At 70.5% G+C, this 20,223-nt stretch carries 17 protein-coding genes; 9 read left to right on the top strand and 8 right to left on the bottom strand.

Annotated elements, in window-relative coordinates; all coding sequences use genetic code 11:
• Window positions 1-65: 65 nt before the first annotated feature.
• The 4 genes from OHB01_RS02895 to OHB01_RS02880 all read right to left on the bottom strand — a co-directional run bounded on the left by OHB01_RS02895 (window position 66) and on the right by OHB01_RS02880 (window position 4,585).
• On the bottom strand, window positions 66-599 hold the full coding sequence (locus OHB01_RS02895) for a DUF1707 and FHA domain-containing protein (protein ID WP_142646123.1): 534 nt from the start codon (window positions 597-599) through the stop codon (window positions 66-68).
• A gap of 135 nt (window positions 600-734) precedes the next feature.
• Entirely contained in the window at window positions 735-1,682 is a 948-nt protein-coding gene (locus OHB01_RS02890; protein ID WP_328854894.1) for a CAP domain-containing protein, read from the bottom strand.
• Between the two features lie 421 nt (window positions 1,683-2,103).
• Window positions 2,104-3,558, bottom strand: a complete 1,455-nt coding sequence (locus OHB01_RS02885; RefSeq protein WP_240971085.1) for an MFS transporter — start codon at window positions 3,556-3,558, stop codon at window positions 2,104-2,106.
• 127 nt (window positions 3,559-3,685) lie between these two features.
• Complete coding sequence (locus OHB01_RS02880; protein WP_142646117.1) at window positions 3,686-4,585, bottom strand: hypothetical protein; 900 nt, start codon at window positions 4,583-4,585, stop codon at window positions 3,686-3,688.
• Window positions 4,586-4,968: 383 nt separating this feature from the next.
• Between OHB01_RS02880 and serA the strand changes: the two genes are divergently transcribed.
• The 4 genes from serA to OHB01_RS02860 all read left to right on the top strand — a co-directional run bounded on the left by serA (window position 4,969) and on the right by OHB01_RS02860 (window position 10,639).
• Window positions 4,969-6,558, top strand: a complete 1,590-nt coding sequence (gene serA, locus OHB01_RS02875) for a phosphoglycerate dehydrogenase (RefSeq protein WP_142646115.1) — start codon at window positions 4,969-4,971, stop codon at window positions 6,556-6,558.
• 520 nt (window positions 6,559-7,078) lie between these two features.
• Window positions 7,079-8,281, top strand: coding sequence for an ROK family transcriptional regulator (locus OHB01_RS02870; protein WP_328854893.1), 1,203 nt, complete (start codon window positions 7,079-7,081; stop codon window positions 8,279-8,281).
• A 76-nt stretch (window positions 8,282-8,357) separates the two neighbouring features.
• On the top strand, window positions 8,358-9,404 hold the full coding sequence (locus OHB01_RS02865; RefSeq protein ID WP_142646111.1) for a 3-isopropylmalate dehydrogenase: 1,047 nt from the start codon (window positions 8,358-8,360) through the stop codon (window positions 9,402-9,404).
• A 143-nt stretch (window positions 9,405-9,547) separates the two neighbouring features.
• Window positions 9,548-10,639 carry a branched-chain amino acid aminotransferase gene (locus tag OHB01_RS02860; protein ID WP_142646109.1) on the top strand — a complete coding sequence of 364 codons (1,092 nt, stop codon included), beginning with the start codon at window positions 9,548-9,550 and terminating at the stop codon, window positions 10,637-10,639.
• Between the two features lie 194 nt (window positions 10,640-10,833).
• Here OHB01_RS02860 and OHB01_RS02855 read toward each other — a convergent pair whose 3' ends face one another.
• Together OHB01_RS02855 and OHB01_RS02850 are read right to left on the bottom strand one after the other, a co-directional pair.
• Window positions 10,834-11,484, bottom strand: a complete 651-nt coding sequence (locus tag OHB01_RS02855) for a hypothetical protein (protein WP_142646107.1) — start codon at window positions 11,482-11,484, stop codon at window positions 10,834-10,836.
• 194 nt (window positions 11,485-11,678) lie between these two features.
• On the bottom strand, window positions 11,679-12,332 hold the full coding sequence (locus OHB01_RS02850) for an O-methyltransferase (RefSeq protein ID WP_147942949.1): 654 nt from the start codon (window positions 12,330-12,332) through the stop codon (window positions 11,679-11,681).
• 273 nt (window positions 12,333-12,605) lie between these two features.
• On the opposite strand from OHB01_RS02850, the gene cimA reads away from it, so the two are divergent.
• From cimA to OHB01_RS02830, 4 genes are all read left to right on the top strand, one after another.
• Window positions 12,606-14,180 carry a citramalate synthase gene (cimA, locus tag OHB01_RS02845; protein ID WP_142646103.1) on the top strand — a complete coding sequence of 525 codons (1,575 nt, stop codon included), beginning with the start codon at window positions 12,606-12,608 and terminating at the stop codon, window positions 14,178-14,180.
• A gap of 573 nt (window positions 14,181-14,753) precedes the next feature.
• Window positions 14,754-15,137, top strand: a complete 384-nt coding sequence (locus OHB01_RS02840; protein ID WP_142646102.1) for a group I truncated hemoglobin — start codon at window positions 14,754-14,756, stop codon at window positions 15,135-15,137.
• The gene (locus tag OHB01_RS02835) at window positions 15,138-16,259 is read left to right on the top strand and encodes a globin domain-containing protein (protein WP_142646100.1); all 1,122 of its coding nucleotides are present in this window, start codon (window positions 15,138-15,140) and stop codon (window positions 16,257-16,259) included.
• Window positions 16,256-16,924 (top strand): DivIVA domain-containing protein, encoded by a 669-nt coding sequence (locus OHB01_RS02830; RefSeq protein ID WP_168065704.1) that lies wholly within the window; start codon window positions 16,256-16,258, stop codon window positions 16,922-16,924. Before OHB01_RS02835 ends, OHB01_RS02830 begins: the two co-directional genes overlap by 4 nt.
• Window positions 16,925-16,956: 32 nt before the next feature.
• On the opposite strand, the gene OHB01_RS02825 is transcribed toward OHB01_RS02830, so the two are convergent.
• The gene (locus OHB01_RS02825; protein ID WP_328854892.1) at window positions 16,957-18,627 is read right to left on the bottom strand and encodes a heparinase II/III family protein; all 1,671 of its coding nucleotides are present in this window, start codon (window positions 18,625-18,627) and stop codon (window positions 16,957-16,959) included.
• Between the two features lie 191 nt (window positions 18,628-18,818).
• Between OHB01_RS02825 and OHB01_RS02820 the strand changes: the two genes are divergently transcribed.
• Complete coding sequence (locus OHB01_RS02820) at window positions 18,819-19,466, top strand: HD domain-containing protein (protein ID WP_205829941.1); 648 nt, start codon at window positions 18,819-18,821, stop codon at window positions 19,464-19,466.
• Window positions 19,467-19,664: 198 nt separating this feature from the next.
• Here the strand turns inward: OHB01_RS02820 and OHB01_RS02815 are convergent, their stop codons facing one another.
• Window positions 19,665-20,078 (bottom strand): antibiotic biosynthesis monooxygenase, encoded by a 414-nt coding sequence (locus OHB01_RS02815; protein ID WP_328854891.1) that lies wholly within the window; start codon window positions 20,076-20,078, stop codon window positions 19,665-19,667.
• Between the last annotated feature and the right edge of the window lie 145 nt (window positions 20,079-20,223).

The raw sequence follows: 20,223 nt of genomic DNA, 5'->3' as shown, positions 1-20,223 counted from the left end.
AGTGGCTTTCCGCGATCGTCGGCGAGCCGTGCCGGGGCGGCAATACGGAAATGTACGTATAACGATCAGGCGGGCATCGAGACCAGGAACACGCAGTCGCCGAAGGCCACCTCGTCGCCTGCCCGTACGGACGCGGGGCCGACCAGGCGCCAGCCGTTCAGCCGGGTGCCGTTCATCGAGCCGAGGTCGACGAGCAGCCAGGAGTCCTGCTCCCGCCGCAGTTCGGCGTGCACCCGCGAGACGGTCAGGTCGGCGAGGACGAGGTCACAGGAGGAGCCGCGGCCGACCAGATAGCGGGCCCGGCCGTCGGCGGGCAGGGCGAGCCGGGGCAGCCGGGGACGCCGCCAGGCGGACTCGATCCGGCTGCTCAGCTCCGACACGGAGGCGACGGCGTCGGTGATCCTTCTGCGCCAGCGCCCGCGGTGCGGGAGGTCGGAGACCAGCTCGTCCAACTCGTTGCGACTGCGAGCACGGAGCGCGAGGTCCACCCGGCCGACGAAGGTCTCCATGGACAGGCGTCCTTCGGCGGCCCGGTCGCGGAGCTCGCTGAGCGCACGCTCGCGGTCCCCGTCCGATGCGCGAACCGGGGGAGAGCTCATGAAAGGAGTATCCGTCGCAGTGGTCCGAGGTGTCCAGAAGACCGCCGTATTCCCCGTCGATCCCGGGGTGGGAGCGGGGGCGCCGGGCATGGCGTCCCCGCTCCCTGCGCCGTCGGCGCGTCTCTACCGTCGGCTCTACTGCCGGCCGAAGTCCTGGGTCCAGTACGGGCCGCCCGCGGCGACGTACCCGACCCCGATGTCGGTGTAGGTGCAGTTGAGGATGTTCTGCCGGTGCCCGGGGCTGTTCATCCAGCCCTGGACCACGGCCTGGGCCGTGCCGTAGCCCTTGGCGATGTTCTCCGCCGCGGCCCGCCAGGTGTAGCCGGCGGCCGTGATGCGGTCGGCGAAGGAACGGCCGTCCTTCGAGGTGTGGTCAAAGTAGTTCTTCGCGGACATGTCGGCCGAGTGGGCGTACGCGGCGGCGCGCAGGCGCGCGTCGTGCTTCAGCGGGCCGCAGCCCGCCTTGGCCCGCTCGACGTTGGTGAGGCGCACCACCTCGTTCTCGATGGCGGTGCCCACGGCCGAGCCGCTCGTCGGAGAGGCGCTGGGCGCGGCGGGGGTGGGGGCGCTCGGGGCGGGGGCCGTGCTTGGGGTGGTGCTTGGGGTGGTGCTGGGAGTGGTGCTGGGGGTGGTGCTGGGAGTGGTGGTGGGGATGGTGGAGGGGGTGCCGCTGGGGCGTGGGGAGGAGGTGGCGGTGGGAACCGTGGTGGGGATGTCGCAGTCGAGGCGCACCGGCTTCGAGCGCGAGACGTGGCCGCGATAGTCGGTGACGACGCTGTAGTACGCGCCGTTCACGCAGGTCAGCGCCACGGTGACGCGCGCGTTCCTGACCACCTTGGAGCCGCTCTTGACCACGCGGTCGGGGCCCGGCCTGCTCTTCACGATCCGGACCCGGAAACGGGCGTTGTCGACGCAACCGGCCCGCGAGCCCGCCGCGCGGATCTTGCCGTCCACGCTGACGTACGGCTTCGCGGCGGCGACCCGGCAGCCCGCGTGCCAGGCCTCGGCCTGAGCCGGCACCGCCGTCATGCCGGCGGCCGCGACGCTCCCGAGGCACAGGACCGCTCCGAGCGCTCTGTTCACGATCATTCCTCCAGTGGGGGTTAGACGCTGGGGAAGTCGTCATTATGGTGCGCTAGAGACCGACATGTGGTGATAAATCGGTCCAAGGAGGAAAGTATCTACCTTCTCTTAAACTTCTTTTATGCCGCGCAATGCCTTGGATGTCCGATAATCCGCAGGTCAGCGGCGTGATCAGCGCAGAGACCGGCTTGAGGCGCGTTTAAGGTCGTCCGCGGCCTCCCGCGCCACCCGTTCCAGCCGCTCGCGGCAGCGCTCCCACCACGGCGGACGGCCGGCCGTCACCCGGTCGTCGCCCTCCCGGCATCCGGCGCCGCCGTCGACCGGCCCGCGGACGACGTGAGCGTGGCAGGCCGGGCCCCTGTCCGGACGCCGGCCTCGGCCCGGCGGGGCGCCGCCAGCGGCGCGAGGCCGCCCGATCACCTCATTCTTCGGTGCGGAGCACTTCTCCGGGTTCGGGCCGCCCGCCGTCCTGCGTGCGGTCCTGTCCGCCGTGCTGCCCGTCGCTCCCGGAGACGGGAGCCGCGGAGGGCGTGCTCCCGCCGGTGACGGCGGCGAGGCGGTCGGCGGTGAGGTCGTACCTGAGGGTCATCAGCACGCCCGCGAACGTGATCAGGGCGGGCACCACGGTCACGCCGATCACCACGGCGACGTGGGCGCTGTCCGGCTGGGTCACCGGATGCTCGGGGTCGGAGGAGGCGAAGCTGCCCAGGCTCAGCACCCATCCGTACGCGGTCGCCCCGAGCGCCTGGACCGCGTTCTCCACCGCGGTCCACAGGCCGGTGAAGATCCCGCCCCTGCGCTCGCCGCTGAGCATGCCGTCGTACGCGATGACGTCGGCGAGCATGGAGAACTGCAGCAGCTGGGTGCCCGCGTAGCCGAAGCCCACGATCATCACGCACAGGTGCGCGTACAGCTCGCCGAACGCGGGCGTCGCGAGGAGCAGCAGCGCGCCGATCGTGAACAGCGCACCACAGAGGATCATGGCGCCGCGCTTGTCGAGCTTGCGGGCCAGCCACACCCACAGCGGCATCGTGATCAGCATCGGCCCCACGAGCGCCGCGAAGAGCGTGGTGGTGGCGGCGGTGTCGTCGAGCGCGTACGCGGCGAAATAGGGCGCCCCGGCGAGCATCACGCCGGCCCCGAGCGTCTGCGCGGAGCTGAGCCCGAGGAGCCACAGGAACTGCTTGCTGGTGCGGGCGGCGGCGAGCTGCTCCCGGAGCGTCCCCTCGGACTTGCGCGGTGCGGTGAAGGGCGCGCGGGCGGTGCCGAAGAACGAGCCCAGCATCGCGACGAGAAGGATCACGCCGAAGGTGACGCCCATGACGCGGTAGCCGTCGGCCGTCTCGCCGGCGAGCGTCGGCGCGAGGATGCCGCTCATGGCGATCGAGACCGCGATGAGCGCCATGCGCCACTGCAGCAGCGAGGTCCGCTCGTGATAGTCGGTCGTCATCTCCGCGGGCATCGCCTTGTACGGCACCTCGTACAGGGCGTATCCGGTCGCGGCGGCCAGGAAGGTGACGCCGACGTACACGGCGGCGGGGACGCCGGTGATCGGCGGGCCGGCGAACATGAGGGCGAACGACACCGGCAGCACCGCGGCCCCGGCGAGCAGCCAGGGGCGGCGTGGTCCCCACCGCGAGACCGTGCGGTCCGACCATCGGCCGACCAGCGTGTTGGCGATCAGGTCCCAGGCCTTGGGCACGAAGAGCACGACGCCCGCGAGCGCGGCGGGGACCGCGAGCACGTTGGTCATGTAGAAGAGCAGCAGCAGCCCGGGGATCGTGGAGAAGTTGGCCGTGCAGAACGAGCCGACGGCGTACCCGAGGCGAACCCCGAGGGAGACCTTCGACGGGGACGGCGTCGCCGTGGAAACCATGGTCGCCATTCAAGCCGAGCAAGCGTCCGTTAGGAAGGACTGATCGGCAACGGTTCGGCGGCTGCCCGGTGTCCCGCCGATCTCCGCCGGGGCGGCCCCGGCGGAGATCGGTGACGGGCCCGCGGGCTCAGTCGCGTACGTCGGGGAAGACGACGTGCGCGCCGATCTCGATCAGGCGGCGTTCGGTGTGGGCGTCGGCGACCCGGGCCATGAGCACCGGCGCCTCGCTGGCCGCCAGTTGCGGCAGCCGGCTGCGCACCCGCCGGTGCAGCTCCTTCACGATGTCGTCGGCGCCCGAGATGTGCACCTTGACGTGCAGCATGATCCCCCACAGCCCGGCGGCCGTACGCGCCTCGGAGATCCAGACGTGGTGGACGTAGGGATACTCCGGCAGCAGCTCGGCGACCGCCACTCGCAGCGCCGGCAGGATCGGATGGCGCGTCCTGCGATAGCCGGGGTCCACGACCTGCATCGCCCCCGACAGGTGCTGCCGCGGAGCGGGGACCCACTGCGGGAGCGCGGAGGCCGCCTCCGGGACAGGGGCGGGCATGGGAGGGACGGGCGTGGGCGGCGGTGGAGCCTGCCGCGCCGCCTGCGCGCGGGTCACGGTCGCCATCGCGCCCGTGGCGTACGCCGTGGGGGCGGCCGAGCCCAGGGCCGACAGCGCCGGAGCGGGACCGGTGCGGTTCTGCTCCAGATATCGGCGCAGGTCGTCGATCGGCACGGCGGCGGCGGCGGGGCCGGCCGCGTCGATCACGATCTCGCGCACGCCCGTGACGCGCTGGATGTCGAGGATGGTGTCGGCGTCGCACGCCGACAGGGAGTGGCTCCCACGGTGCCGGGCATAGGTCGCCGGTCCCGTGTAGCCGAGCAGAACGCGTTCGCCGTTCTGCGTAGTGCCGAGCACCACGGAGCGGTCGGGGCGGACCGCCACCAGGATGCCCCACTCCGCGAGGGCCGCCAGGAGTTGCCGGGGGCTGCCATGCCGCGCGAGAACGTCGCCCAGGGAGGGGTTCCCGATGCTCATAGCCTGAACGATAGGGACTGGACCATGGCGAATCAGGCTAATCCCCAAGATTAGGTGCGATCAATACCGAGATGGGTGGCAGTCTGGATGGATCAGGCTAAGCCGGGGTACATCCATCGGCTGGGCCCGTACGTGAGCGAGTCTCACGAATCCCCTGAACCCCACCGGAACCTCCCGGCAGCCGGGCTGCGTGGAGCCGCCCGGAGCCGCCGGGAGCCGCCCGGAGCCGCGCGGACCGCGATTCCGAGACCAGGTCGTCGTGCCGCCGCGACACCGCCGAGACCTTGCGTCGTCTCGTATGCCGGGCGCTCGTGAGAGCCTTCACAAGGCCCGGATAGACTCACGTCGTCCGCGCTGTCGCACTTCACGAAGGACTCAACCCAGTGAACAAGCCCGTCGTACTTGTCGCAGAAGAGCTCTCAGAAGCGGGTCTCGCCGTGCTCGGCGCGGACTTCGAGGTCCGGCACACCGACGGCGCCGACCGGTCGCAGCTCCTGCCCGCCCTCGCCGACGTGGACGCCCTGATCGTACGCAGCGCCACCCAGGTCGACGCGGAGGCCATCGCGGCGGCGCCCAAGCTGCGCGTCGTCGCCCGGGCCGGCGTGGGCCTGGACAACGTCGACGTCGAGGCGGCGACCAAGGCCGGCGTCATGGTCGTGAACGCCCCGACCTCCAACATCACCAGCGCCGCCGAGCACACGGTCGCGCTGATCCTCGCCAGCGCCCGCAACGTCGCTCAGGCGCACTCCGCGCTCAAGAGCGGCGAGTGGAAGCGCTCGAAGTACACCGGTGTCGAGCTCGACGAGAAGGTCATCGGCATCCTCGGCCTCGGCAAGATCGGCCAGCTTGTCGCGCAGCGCCTGCAGCCGTTCGGCGTCGAGCTCATCGCGTACGACCCCTACCTGCAGCCGGCCCGCGCGGCGGCGATGGGCGTGCGGCTGGCGTCGCTGGAGGAGGTGCTCCAGCAGTCCGACTTCATCACGGTCCACCTGCCCAAGTCGAAGGAGACCATCGGCCTCATCGGCGACCGCGAGCTGCACATGGTCAAGCCGACGGTCCGGCTGATCAACGTCGCGCGTGGCGGGATCATCGACGAGAACGCCCTCTACGCCGCTCTCAAGGAGGGCCGCGTCGCGGGCGCGGGCATCGACGTGTTCGCCAAGGAGCCCTGCACCGACAGCCCGCTGTTCGAGTTCGACCAGGTCGTGGTGACGCCGCACCTCGGCGCCTCCACTCACGAGGCCCAGGAGAAGGCCGGCACGCAGGTCGCCCGCAGCGTCAAGCTGGCGCTCGCCGGCGAGTTCGTGCCCGACGCGGTGAACGTCCAGGGCGGCGCGGTCGCCGAGGACGTCAAGCCGGGCCTGCCGCTCACCGAGAAGCTCGGCCGCATCTTCACCGCGCTCGCGGGCGAGGTGGCCACCCGCCTCGACGTCGAGGTCCGCGGCGAGATCGCCGCGCAGGACGTCCGGGTCCTGGAACTGGCCGCCCTCAAGGGCGTCTTCACCGACGTCGTCGAGGACGCGGTGACCTACGTCAACGCGCCGCTGCTGGCCAAGGACCGCGGCGTCGTGGTCGAGCTGGTCACCAGCGCGGAGAGCCCCGACTGGCGCAACGTCGTCACGGTGCGCGGCGTGCTCGCCGACGGCCGCACGGTCTCGGTCTCCGGCACCCTGTCGGGCCCGCGGCAGATCACCAAGATCGTCGAGGTCAACGGCTACGCGATGGAGATCGAGCCGACCGAGCACCTGGCGTTCTTCACCTACGCCGACCGTCCCGGCATCGTCGGCATCGTCGGCCGCCTGCTCGGCGAGCAGAACGTGAACATCGCCTCCATGCAGGTCTCCCGGGACGTGAAGGGCGGCAAGGCGCTCATCGCGCTGACGGTCGACACGGCGATCCCGTCCGACGTCGTCGAGCAGATCGCGGGGGAGATCGGCGCCGACAGCGGCCGCACGGTCGACCTGGAGGACTGACCCTCCGATACCGCCTCATCGAACGGCCCGGCGCCTCGTGCGCCGGGCCGTTCGTTTTCTCCCATCCGTTTTCCCGATTCATGGACGGCGTCTCACCAGGTGAGATACTAGGTCGTCCTACGAGATTGTGGGGTACTCTTGCGATGACGAGGCGCCCCGCGCTTCCACCTGCCGCGACGGGGCCTGATCAGGGCAGGCCGGCCCGTCGCGGAGCGCCGCGCAGCCGGCCTTCGGCCCGCCCGTGACGCGTGACCCGCGTTCCATCGGCGGCCGACGCATTGGACCCGCGACAGCCGGGTCCCGCTCTCCGCATTTCTCCGTCGAAGAGAGAATCGCCATGTACGAGATGTATCCCTGGGGTCGTTCCGAGGACGCCGAGGACGAGGCGGCGGCGGCGCTGCAGATCGCGCTCGACCGTCGCGACAACGGGGGCGTACCGCAGCGCTGACCTGGCCGGAAAGCCGGTCTGGCCGGAAATGGGCGGGAACGGCCACCCTCCGGATGTGTCAATCTTGAGTGCGTGGTGAGCATCGGCGGTGGGGCCGCGAACACGACGAGCCTGCTCCGGTTGATCAACCAGCGGGCGGTGTTCACCGAGATCTTCCGCCTCGGCAAGGCCTCGCGCCCCGAGCTCGCCCAGGTGACCGGCCTGTCGAAGCCGACGATCTCGATGGCGCTTGCCGACCTGGAGCGTGCCAGGCTCGTCCGTCCTGTCGGGTTGCGTACCGGCGGCACCGGCCGTGCCGCGCTGCTCTACGAGATCAGGCCGGAGGCGGGCTGGGTGCTCGCGGCCGACATCGGCCGCACCACCGTGCGGCTCGCGCTCGCCGATCTCGTGGGCGACGTCGTCGTCCGCAGGCAGGAGCCCTCGGCGGCGCGGTCGTACGACGGCCTGGTGGGGCAGCTGGAGCGGCTGGCCGCCGAGGTCGTCGCCGAGGCCGGCCTGGCATCCGGTGACGTCACCGTCACCGTGTTCGGCACTCCCGGAATCCACGACAAGGAGAGCGGGGCGCTCCGGCTCGCGCCCGGCCTGCCCGGCTGGGAACGCCCCGGCGCGGTGGACGCGCTGGCCGGTGTGACCGGCTCGCCCTACACCGTGGAGAACGACGTCGACCTCGCGGCGGTGGGGGAGGGCGCGTACGGCCTGGGCAAGGGCGTCTCCCACTTCGTCCTCGTGTCCATCGGGACGGGCGTCGGCATGGGTGTGATGATCGACGGCGGTCTCTACCGGGGTGCCCGGGGAGCGGCCGGCGAGATCTCCCACCTGCCGATGGGCGTTCCGGAAAGGGCGGACGGCCCGGGAGCCGGGCGCGGTGAGTTCGAGTCGGTCGCGTCCGCCGACGGCATCGTGGCGGCGGCGGCGCGTCTCGGCATGACGGCGGCCACGGCCGGTGAGGTCGTCGCCGCGGCGCGCCGCGGCGACCCGGCCGGGCGCGAGGTGCTGGCCGCCGAGGCCGGTCACGTCGCCCGCGCTCTCGCCGGGGTGATCGCCGTGCTCGATCCCGAGCTGATCGTGCTCGGCGGCGGCATCGGCGCACAGGCCGGCGACCTGCTCGCCGACGCGGTGGCCGAGCGGCTGGAGACGCTGGTGGCCCTCGCGCCACCGCGGATCGAGGTGTCCACGCTCGGGCCGGACGCCGTGATCCTCGGGGCGCTGGCGGTCGGGCTGTCCACGGCGCGCGACCTCGTTTTCGAACGTGCCGTCGCGTCTGGACCCGCCTGACCGGCAGGTGCGCCCGGGTATGGACCGAATAGTGAGATCGTGTTTCGATCCACGAGACAACCGGTAAGGTACACGCATGGAGTCGAGCAACATCCGCCTGGCAGTCATCCCCGGTGACGGTATCGGCACCGAGGTCGTCGCCGAAGGCCTCAAGGTCCTCAACGCCGCGGGCGTCAAGTCCGAGACCACCGAGTATGACCTCGGCGCCAGGCGCTATCACGCGACCGGGCAGACGCTTCCCGACGAGGTGCTCGACGAGCTGCGCGGCTACGACGCGATCCTGCTCGGCGCCGTCGGCGACCCGAGCGTCCCGCCCGGTGTCCTGGAGCGCGACCTGCTGCTGCGCCTGCGCTTCGAGCTCGACCACTACGTCAACCTCCGCCCGGTCAAGCTGTTCCCCGGCGTGACGACCCCGCTCGGACAGGCCCGTCCCGAGGACATCGACATGGTCGTCGTCCGTGAGGGCACCGAGGGGCCGTACGCCGGAGCCGGTGGCGCGATGCGCCGCGGCACGCCGCACGAGATCGCCACCCAGGAGTCCCTGAACACGGCCTACGGGGTCGAGCGCGTGGTGCGCTACGCCTTCGAGAAGGCCATGACCCGGCCGCGCCGCAAGCTGACGCTGGTCCACAAGACCAACGTGCTCACCTACGCGGGCGACCTGTGGGCGCGCACCGTCGACCGGCTCGGCCTGGAGTTCCCCGAGGTCGAGACCGACTACTGCCACGTCGACGCGGCCTCCATGTTCTTCATCACCCAGCCGCAGCGGTTCGACGTGATCGTCACCGACAACCTGTTCGGCGACATCCTGACCGACATCGGCGCGGCGGTCGCCGGCGGCATCGGCCTCGCGGCCAGCGGCAACGTCAACCCGGCCCGCACGGCGCCGTCCATGTTCGAGCCCGTCCACGGCAGCGCGCCCGACATCGCGGGCCAGGGCAAGGCCGACCCGACCGCCACGATCCTGTCGGTCGCCATGCTCCTCGACCACCTCGGCCACGCCCAGGCGGCGGCCCGTGTCGAGCAGGCCGTGGCCGACGACCTGATCGAGCGCCAGAGCGCGTGGACGGCACGCTCCACCCGCGAGATCGGCGACGACATCGCCGCCCGAGTAGCCGGCTGATTCCGGCCGCTCATCCCGACATCACGCGCATGGCGGCCCGGTATGGGCCGCCATGCGCTTTTTCATATCTGTGAAATGCCCTAGTTTTCCCTTAGCCGACTCGTCGCACAATTACTACGACGACGTAGAGAGAAGGACCCCGCATGACCACCCACCTCAGGTTCGACGTGCAGCTCAATCCGCAGGCCCGCTCTGCGGCCGAGCGCGAGCAGCTGCTGGCGAGCCCCGGCTTCGGTCAGGTCTTCACCGACCACATGATCTCCATCGACTGGACCGAGGGGGAGGGCTGGCACGACGCGAAGCTCCAGCCGTACGGTCCGCTCGTGCTGGACCCGGCGACGTCGGTGTTCCACTACGCCCAGGAGCTGTTCGAGGGGCTCAAGGCCTACCGGCAGCCGAACGGCTCCATCGTCGCCTTCCGGCCGTACGCGAACGCGGCGCGGTTCAACCAGTCGGCGCAGCGCATGGCGATGCCGGAGCTTCCCGAGGAGACGTTCGTCGAGTCGCTCGAACTCCTCGTGCAGACCGACCGCGACTGGGTGCCGACCGCCGAGGGGCACAGCCTCTACCTGCGTCCCTTCATGATCGCCACGCAGCAGGCCCTCGGGGTGAACCACCCCTCGCGGAACTACAAGTACATGGTGATCGCCTCGCCCGCCGCGTCGTACTTCACCGGTGGCCTCAAGCCGGTCTCGGTCTGGCTGTCCACGGAGTACACCCGCGCGGCGCCCGGGGGCACCGGGTTCGCCAAGTGCGGCGGCAACTACGCGGCGGCGTTCGTGGCCCAGCGGCAGGCCGTCGAGGAGGGCTGCGACCAGGTCGTCTGGCTCGACGCCTTCGAGCACCGGTGGGTCGAGGAGATGGGCGGGATGAACCTGTTCTTCGTCTTCGGCGACCGCCTCGTCACCCCGGCGCTCACCGGGACGCTGCTGCCCGGCATCACCCGCGACTCGATCCTCAGCCTGGCCGGCGAGCTGGGATACAAGGCGGAGGAGGGCAAGATCTCCATCGAGGAGTGGCAGGCGGGCTGCGAGTCCGGCGAGCTCACCGAGGTCTTCGCCTGCGGCACCGCCGCCGTCGTCACCCCCGTCGGCTCCGTCAAGGGCGTCGACCGGAGCTGGACCGTCGGCGACGGCACGCCCGGTCCGGTCACGATGAAGATCCGCGAGGAGCTCGTGGGCATCCAGTACGGCAGCCGCCCCGACACCCACCACTGGATCCACAAGATCTGCTGACGGTCGCCGCACCGGCCCGCCTCTCTCCGGGTGGTGGCCGGTGCGCGGTCGGAACGTGCGCCGGGCAGGGCTGAACGGCCGACGCGCATGGGGCCGTGCTCAAGGGGCCGTGCTCAAGGGGCCGGGCTTGAGGAACGGGGCTTGAGGAACAAGGCTTGAGGAACGGGGCTCGGAGGCAGGGTGCAAGCGGTCGTTCAGCCGATGGCGCCCGGGCAGGGCCTGGCCACCGCGAGGACGGACAGCGACACCAGTCCGTGGAGCAGGCCGGTGCCGCTCACTCCGGCCCTCGCGTCGACACTGATCAGGGGCCGCGCGACCGGGCACGGCCTGGGCGCCGGAGCGGGAGCCGGCGCCGGAGCCGACACGACGCGCGGAGCGGGGGGCGGCGGCGCGACGGGAGACGGCGTGGGCGTCACGGTCACCGTGACGGTGACCGTGGGCACCGGAGTGGGCCTGGCACTGGGCGCCGGAGCAGAGGGCGCCGGGCTCGCGGTCGGGCCGACGACCGTCACGTGCTGGGTGATGTTGCAGACCCGGGCGCGCCGGCACAGCGCGTTCTGCACGTTCGAGGAGCCGCCCGCGGTGTTGGTGGACGTGTGCTGATAGCCGTGGTTGCGCGTGTCGCCGGACACCGACAGCCTGTCCCCGGGCCGGTCCTGCGGGTCCTTCCCCTGGGTGGACGTGACGTTGCGCACGGCGCGATCGCCACGGCCGTGCCCGTTGTCGGCGGCGGCCCCGAGCGGGACGACACCGGCGATGAACGCGGTCGAAGCCGATGTTCCGGCGAGAAGGAGACCGGCGATCCTGCCGGTGAGAAACGCCCTGCTGCCGCGCCGACAAGTCATCCGCCGCCCCCTGTTCGGATCAGACGCCTGGTCGCACCAGACGCCGGGTGATAAAGACGAGCTCCGGGCAAAGCGATCCGCCAATGCGAATCGCTTCGCGAGCGTACTCATCGAGGGGGCGGCGATCATGCGTCCCGCGCCTCTATGGCGCGTTATTACCCGGTCATTGCCCTACGTCCATCGAGATCCAGGATTCAGTTCTTCCTGATGAGCGTGAGGCCGTCGGCGACGGTCAGGAGCACGCTCGTCACCCGGGAGTCGCGGGCGACGAGGTCGTTGAACTCCCGCATCACGGGCACGGTGCCGCCGGCGGCGGGATCGGTGATGTCGCCGTGCTGGAGCGTGTTGTCCACGGCGATCAGGCCGCCGGGCCTCAGCCGGGGCAGGATCTCCTCGTAGTAGACCGGGTATCCCGCCTTGTCGGCGTCGATGAAGGCGAAGTCGATGCTCTCACCCGCCGGCATGGCCCGCAGCGTGTCCGCGGCCGGGCCGAGGCGCAGCTCGATGCGGTCGTCGAGACCCGCCTTCCGCCAGTAGCGGCGCGCCACCGCCGTCCACTCCTCGCTCACGTCGCAGGCGATCAGGCGCCCGTCGGCGGGCAGCCCCCTGGCGATGCAGATCGACGAGTAGCCGGTGAAGGTCCCCACCTCCACGGCGCTGCGGGCGCCGCTCAGCCGGACCAGCATGGTCAGCAGGGTGCCCTGCTCCGGCGCGATCTGCATGGTGATCCGGTCGCCCACCAGCCGGTGGGTCTCCTCGGCCAGGTCGGTGAGCAGATCGTCCGGCGGGCTCGTGTGCGCCGCGGCGTACTCGGCGACGGCAGGGGTGATGAAATTGGCGGCCTTCATGGCTTCACACTAGATCGTCAGCCCGCTGACCTGCGCGAACACTCTCGGATATCTCGTACTATGAGATCGATGTGCCAGAGGGTGACCGGCTGTGGCAAACTGCTCAGCACCATGTTCTACGGTCTGCTCATTATCGGCAGGCGCGCCGGCTAAAAGGACACCGCCGGCGCGCAGACCTCTCACGTCCGTGAGGGGTCTTTTTGTTTGGGCCCCAAGCGGAACCACAGGCCGATGAGCGCGCGGCGAGACGCAACCCGCGAAGGAGACACAGAGATGGCCGACGATCGTTTCCACGTGTACGACACGACGCTCCGTGACGGTGCCCAGCAGGAGGGGCTGAACCTCACGGTCGCCGACAAGCTCGCTATCGCACGTCACCTGGACGGCCTCGGCGTCGGCTTCATCGAGGGTGGCTGGCCGGGCGCGAACCCCAAGGACACCGAGTTCTTCCGGCGGGCTCAGACCGAGCTCGACCTGAAGCACGCGCAGCTCGCCGCGTTCGGCGCGACCCGCCGGGCGGGCGTGAAGGCCGCCGACGACCCACTGGTGGCCGCGCTGCGCGAATCCGGCGCGCCGATCGTGACGCTCGTGGCCAAGAGTCACGACCGTCACGTGGAACTGGCCCTCCGCACGACGCTGGAGGAGAACCTCGCGATGATCCGCGACACGGTCTCCCACCTGACCGCGGAGGGCCAGCGCGTCTTCCTCGACGCCGAGCACTTCTTCGACGGCTACCGCTCCAACCCGGCGTACGCGCTGGAGGTGCTGCGCACGGCCGCGGAGGCGGGGGCGTCGGTGGTCGCGCTGTGCGACACCAACGGCGGCATGCTGCCCGACGAGCTGGCCGACGTGGTGCACGAGGCGGCCGGCACCGGGGCCCGCATCGGCATCCACTGCCACGACGACACCGGCTGCGCGGTCGCCAACACGCTGGCCGCGGTCAAGGCCGGCGCCACACACGTGCAGGGCTGCGCCAACGGCTACGGCGAGCGCTCCGGCAACGCCAACCTCTTCACGGTGGTGGCGAACCTCCAGCTCAAGCGGGGATTCGACCTCGTGCCGCCGCAGTCGCTGCGCGACATGACCCGCATCGCCCACGCGATCACCGAGGTCACCAACGTCACGCCGAACTCCCACCAGCCGTACGTCGGGACGTCGGCCTTCGCGCACAAGGCGGGCCTGCACGCGTCGGCGATCAAGGTGGACCCGAACCTCTACCAGCACATCGACCCCGCCGAGGTCGGCAACGACATGCGCATGCTGGTCTCCGACATGGCCGGCCGCGCCTCGGTCGAGCTGAAGGGCCGCGAGCTGGGCTACGAGCTCACCGGCGAGCAGTCCAGGCAGCTGGTCGAACGGGTCAAGGACCTGGAGGCCAGGGGGCACACGTTCGAGGCGGCCGACGCGTCGTTCGAGCTGCTGCTGCGCGACACGGTCGACGGCGAGCTTCGGCGCTACTTCACGGTCGAGTCGTGGCGGGTGATCGTCGAGCGCCGCCCCGGCGGCGACGTGGTCAGCGAGGCGACCGTCAAGCTCCACGCGAAGGGCGAGCGGATCATCGCGACGGGCGAGGGGAACGGCCCGGTCAACGCGCTCGACAAGGCGGTGCGGCTGGCGCTGGAGAAGCTCTACCCCGAGCTGGCCGCGGTCGAGCTGATCGACTTCAAGGTCCGCATCCTGGAGGGCACGCACGGCACGGACGCGGTGACCCGCGTGCTGATCACGTCGAGTGACGCGACCGGCGAGTGGGCCACGGTCGGGGTGGGCGAGAACATCATCGAGGCGTCCTGGCAGGCGCTCGAGCAGGCGGTCACGTACGGCCTGCTGCGGGCCGGGCACAGCGCCTGAGCAGCGCCTCGCCGAAGCCGGAGCGAGGCCTTGCCGGCGCGTCGCCGAAGCCGGAGCGGGGCCTTGCCGGCGCCTCGTCAAAACCCGGAACAGCGCCTCGCCGGCGCCTCGTCTGCAACTCGGCAGGGCCTGAGCAAAACGGTGCCTGACCAGGGCCTGACCAGGGCCTGACCAGGGCCTGAGTGGTGCCAGGCCCTCCTCAAGGGATGGTGCGAGTGGTGCTCACGATGCGCTCGTGAATGTTGTGGTTTTAGTGACATTTAGTCTAGTTGGTGCTTAGATAGGCGAAGCTCCTGAGGCGGTCATCGCCACGATCGGCGATCCGGCCACGGTTCCAGCCTCAGCGCCCCGCTCTGGCTCAACGGAGGGTGAAGGCAAGAAGTAGCTGCGCACCGAACCCCGTGCTGTCGCGGTGCCTGCCGCCATGCTTCTGATCGTTTTTTCGGAGGCGGCCGGTGCCGTGAGAGCCGAGCGACCGTCTGTCACCATGACCAGCCACGTGACTGCGTGGAGTCCGAAAATTTTCGGCTCGCAGTCATCCCCCTCGCTGGTGCACCCGGAATGGGAGGGTCTGTGATCACCTCGCCGTCTTACTATGACCAGATCGGCGGCGCACCTGTGGTGCGCGAGGTCGTCGAGCGTTTCTATGATCGCGTGCTCGGCGACGACGATCTGAAGCCGTACTTCACCGGCATCGACATGCCCAGGCTGAAGCGGCACATGGTCATGCTGCTGTGCTCCGTCCTCGGCGGGCCCGAGCCGTACGAGGGCCGTGACCTGGGCGAGGCCCACGCCGGCATGGGCATCACGTCGGAGCACTACGACAAGGTCGGCGAGCACCTGGTCGCGGTGCTGCAGGGCGGCGGCGTCGGCGAGGACATCCTGCGCGACGTCGGCCTCGTCCTCGGCAAGGTGAAGTCGTCCATCGTCGCCGAGCCCGCGGAAACGGCCGACTGAGTGGACACGCAGGCTCTCAAGGACAGCTGGCACCTTGTTTCCCGATCGGGCGACCAGGTGCCGCTGTACTTCTACTCGATTCTTTTCCTGATGAACCCGGACGTACGGGACATGTTCCCGGTGTCGATGGCGCGTCAGCGTGACAAGCTCGTGGGCGCCCTGGGCCGCGTCGTCAGCAACGTCGACCGGGTGGAGGAAGTCGTCCCGTTCCTGCAGCAGCTCGGCCGCGACCACCGGAAGTTCGGGGTGACCGCCACCCACTACCCGGCCGTCGGCCAGGCGCTGCTCGCCACGCTGGAGCACTTCCTGGGCGACCGGTGGACGCCCACTCTCGCGCACGACTGGACGCAGGCGTACAACCTGGTCGCCCAGGTGATGGTCGACGCGGCGAACGAGTCGTCGAAGGTCTCCCCGCCCTGGTGGGAGGCGGAGATCATCAGCCACGAGACGCGCACCCTCGGCATCGCCGTCATCCGCGCGCGGCTGAACTACCAGTACCCCTTCCGCCCGGGCCAGTCGGCGTCGATCTCCTACGCCATGCGGCCGCGCGTGTGGCGCTTCTACTCCTTCGCCAACGCGCCCCGCCAGGACAACACCATCGACCTGCACGTACGCATGGTCGACGGCGGCGTGCTCAGCTCGGCGCTCGTCATGGGCGCGCGGCGGGGCGAGGTGCTGCGCGTGGGCGCGGCGGTGGGCGAACGGCTGACGCTCCCCGCGGACGTCCAGGGCGACCTGCTGATGATCGCGGGTGGCACCGGCCTCGCGCCGCTCAAGGCGCTCGTGGAGCAGATCGCCTACGAGGGCCCGACGCGCAGGGTGGACCTCGTGATCGGCGCCCGGAACTCCAGGGAACTGTACGACTACGAGGCGATGGCCAAGATGGCCGCCGAGCACCCCTGGCTCAACGTCGTGCCGGTCGTCTCCCATGACCCCTTCTATCGGGGCAACCGCGGCTACGCCGTGGACGTCGCGCTGCAGGGATGGCGTGGCCAGCACGTCTACGTCTGCGGCTCGGAGGAGATGGCACAGGCCACCGTCGGACGGCTGCTGGACGCCGGCGTGCCGACCGAGCAGATCCACTTCGACGAGTTCACGAGCGACAAGGGTCGGGAGTCATGACGGCAGAGACGCCTTGGGGCAACCCGACGGGGGAGCGCCAGCCGCTCACCCCGGATCGGGTGCGCAAGCAGGAGTTCACGCGCACCTCGCTCGGGCGCCGCGGCTACAGCGAGGACGAGGTGCGCGCGTTCCTCTACCGCGTCGCGGAGGACATGGCGGCCAGCGACAAGGAGAAGGCCGACCTGCGGGCGTACATCGACCGCATGAAGCAGTGGTACAAGGAACACGGCATGAACCCGGAGCAGGCCGCCGTGTCCCAGACCCCGAACGTCGACGCCATCAACATCCTGTCCCGCGCCCAGCAGACCGCCGACGCGCAGATCGCGGAGGCGGAGGACTACGCGCGGCGCATCGTGAGCCAGGCCCGCCGGCAGTACGAGGAACTCCTGATGGAGGCGCAGCGGCAGGCCGAGGAGGCCGCCAACCAGGCGGTCGGCGCCTACCGCGCGTCGGGCAACGGGCTGCAGAGCGCCGAGGCCGAGGAGCTGGAGCGCCGGATCGCCTACCTGCGCACGTTCGCCGACGTCACGCAGGTGCAGTTGCGGGCGGTCCTCGAGGGGCTGGCACAGGAGGTCGACAAGCTCGGCCACGTGCCCGAGCAGGCCAAGCAACTGGCGGCCGGTCCTCTGGCGGGCGGCTCCCCGTCACCCTCGGTGTACGGATAACCGCCCGCCGCCCTCCTGTCGGGGGAGGAGGTCTACGACAGCGTGCCGGCAGAGCTCGCGTGCAGCGTGACCGAACCGGCCGGGGTGTGAACGATCAGAGTGCGTCCTGAGCAGCTGACCTCCGGCCGGTCGGTTCCGGGCACCACCACGGTCAGCAGCGACGTGGCCACGGGCGAGACGATCACCGGAGCCGGCTCCTTGTGCATGTAGCTCGGCGAGACCCAGCCCTGGTAGGGCGAGGTCTGCCCGCGCACCACCCGCTGGCCGCCGACGGGCTTGCACGACGGCATCGCGAGCTGGACGATCGACGCCTTCCAGTCGCCGTCGCCCACCACTACCTGCCCGCCCGAGTCGGACACGACCTTCAGCTTGGGATCGAGGTGCCACAGGTTCTGGAGCTTGCCTCCGCCGCTGTCGAGCACCGCCATGACGTCCTCGCCGTGGTTCACCAGCACCGACCGCTTGCGCGGCACGCCGTACGCCTTGTCGGTGAACGTGAACGCCTGCCGGTCCTTGCGAACGGACTTCGACACCAGGGCCGTGGGGGTGTGCCCGCGGAACTTCCTGCCCACGATGATCGGCACGTTGTGCGCCTCGGGGCTCATCGTCCACCGCCGGTAGGGCGTGTTCTCGTACGAGACGAAGCCCGCCTCGGTGAGGATCGAGCGGCCCTGGGCGTAGTAGGTGACGCCCATGTGGTCCTCGTGGCCGTGGAACTTCAGCGCCGGCCCGAAGCGGATCGAGTAGTAGGCCGACTTGGGGTCGTCCCACGCCGTACGGCCGAACACGTAGCCGGCGTTGAACACCTGCACGGTGGACCTGGCGTGCTCGAAGGCGGTCGGCTGGACGTCGGCGGGGCCGTCGCCGATCGGCACCATGTAGCCGTTGGGCTGGGTGGCGGCGCTGATGTGCCGCGGCAGGCTCTCCCAGCGGGTGGCCAGCGCCGCGGGCACCTTCATCTTGCAGTCCTTGATCGTGTCGACCGCCACCCTGAGCCGGTCGTGCACGTAGATGGCGTAACGCGGCGCCTGCTCGCGCAGCGCGCCCTGCGCGTCGATGTCGAGCTTCATCGACTTCACCATGCGGTTCACGGCGAGGTTCTTCCACGTCGCGTTGCCGTAGCGGCAGCCGATGCGCAGCAGGCCGATGTCCTGGTCGAGCCCGTGGTTGTGGCCGAGCTCGTAGTTCTTGGGGTCCGACAGCAGCTTCGCGTGCAGGGCCAGGCTCTTCGTCAGCCAGTCGGCCTTCACATACCTGCTCAGGCACACCAGGGCCGGGGCGCGCAGCGCGATCGGGTGCTCGGCCCAGGCGTACGGGCTGGTGGTGCGCCCGCCGTACGGGTTGTCCTTGACCCAGTCCTTGGCGATCTCCTCGGCCCGGCTGAGGTAGTCCTCCTCTCCGGTCGTCTCGTAGTCGGCCACGAGCCGGCCCATCCACCGCAGCGACTGGAACACCATCTGCCAGGACCGGTTCTTGTACGGGTCCGTGTGCCAGTTGACGTCCTTGCCGACGATGACCGCGGGCAGGCCGAGGAAGGACAGCTTGCCGCTCATGACGTCGCCGGCGGTGGGGGTCGCGGGCAGCCAGTCTCCCTGGCACTCCGCGGTGCGGTGCGGCGCCCGCGCCTGGGCGGGTGCGGCCACGGCGAGCGCGGTCAGCGGGAGGACGGCCACCAGAGAGAGGGCTGAGAGGCGGCGGAACACGCCGGATTCCTTCCGAGATCGAATTGGGAGCCGCTCATGCTGTCCGAATTCTGGCGATCTGGTCAAGTCACTCTGATTACAAGTGCACAACTGCTCACAAAAGCCACTTCGGGCCGGGCTGGCCCGAATCATGCGGCACGTGGCCGTACGGCTGCTCGCGCCCGGTCTCCGCGCTCTGCCAGCATGAGGCCATGCCGGCTCCGTTCCCAGAGAGGTTCCCGGACGCGTTCCGAGACTCGTTCCGAGACGCGTTCCGAGACGCGTTCCCCGAGACGCCCGCCGCCGCGGCCGCGCTCGCCGTCGCCACCCGCTTCTGCTCGCCCGCGCTGCTCAACCACTCGATCAGGGCCTACGTGTGGGGCGCCGGCTACGCCCGGGCGCACGGGATCGAGTTCGACGACGAGCTCTACTACGTGTCCTCCCTGCTTCACGACATCGGGCTCACCGAGACCTTCGACAGCCACACGGTGCCGTTCGAGGAGGCGGGGGGACGCCTCGCCTGGGTCTTCGGCACGGCCGCCGGATGGTCGCCGGAGAGGGCCGCGCGGGCCGAGAAGATCATCGTCGTGCACATGCGCGACGACGTCGCCGCGTCCGACGACCCGGAGTCGCACATGCTGCAGGTGGCCACGTCGTGGGACGTGTCGGGACGGCGGCCCGAGGAGTTTCCGCAGGACGCCCGGGCCGCCGTGCTCGCGCGGCATCCCCGGCTCGGGTTCGGCGCGGAGTTCCTCGCCGCCTTCGAGGATCAGTCGCGGCGCAAGCCGGGCTGCGCGGCGGACCGCTCCGTCACGGGAGGCATCGCCGCCCGGATCGCCGCCCACCCGCTCGACGCCTGAACCCGTACGTACGACGGCCCGGCGGGGCGTCCGGGTCCGTCTCGGTCAGGACGCCATCCGCAGGGTCGGCCGCAGGGTCGGCATGGAGACACGCGAGCGGCGGCCCCGCGTTCCGGGGCAAGGAATTCACGCATCCCACACGGCCTGTCCTCGTCGCGGACAGGCCGGGCCGCGGACAGCGACGCCGACGGGTCTGACTCAGCCGTCCTGCTTGGGACCGGTGCTCTCCACGACCTCGAACGTCCACAGCTCGGAGCCGGTCGCGGCCGGGCCCTGCCCGTGACCATGACCATGTCCCTGAGCCTGCCCCTGAGCCTGGGCCTGGGCCTGGGCCTGGCCGTGTCCGTGGCCCTGCGCCCCGGCCTCGGCGGCGGCCTGCGCGTGCCCCGCCTGGAACGCCCGGCTCTCCTGCCAGCGCCGGAAGTCCTCCTCGCTGCGCCAGCGGGTGTAGACGAGGTAGCGGTCGCTGCCCTCCACCGGCCGCAGCAGCTCGAACCACTCGAACCCGTCGGCCGACTCCACCATCCCGGCCCGGTTGGCGAACCGCTTCTCCAGCTCGCGCCGCATCTCCTCGGGCACCGTCAGCACATTGATCTTCACGACCGAAGGCACATCGACTCCCCGTAGCGCTCGACAACGTACGTGACCACCTTACGTACGCCCACCCGGCGTCCCCCACTTCGTGCCCCTCCCGTCTGTGTTCGCCCGTCGAGTCGCCCGTCGAGTCGCTCGTCGCGCCGCCCGTCGCGCCGCCCAG

Source organism: Microbispora hainanensis (assembly GCF_036186745.1).
In the GTDB taxonomy this organism is placed as follows: domain Bacteria; phylum Actinomycetota; class Actinomycetes; order Streptosporangiales; family Streptosporangiaceae; genus Microbispora.
The sequence above is the reverse complement of the archived record's forward strand: the minus strand, read 5'-3'. Positions and strand labels throughout refer to the sequence as shown.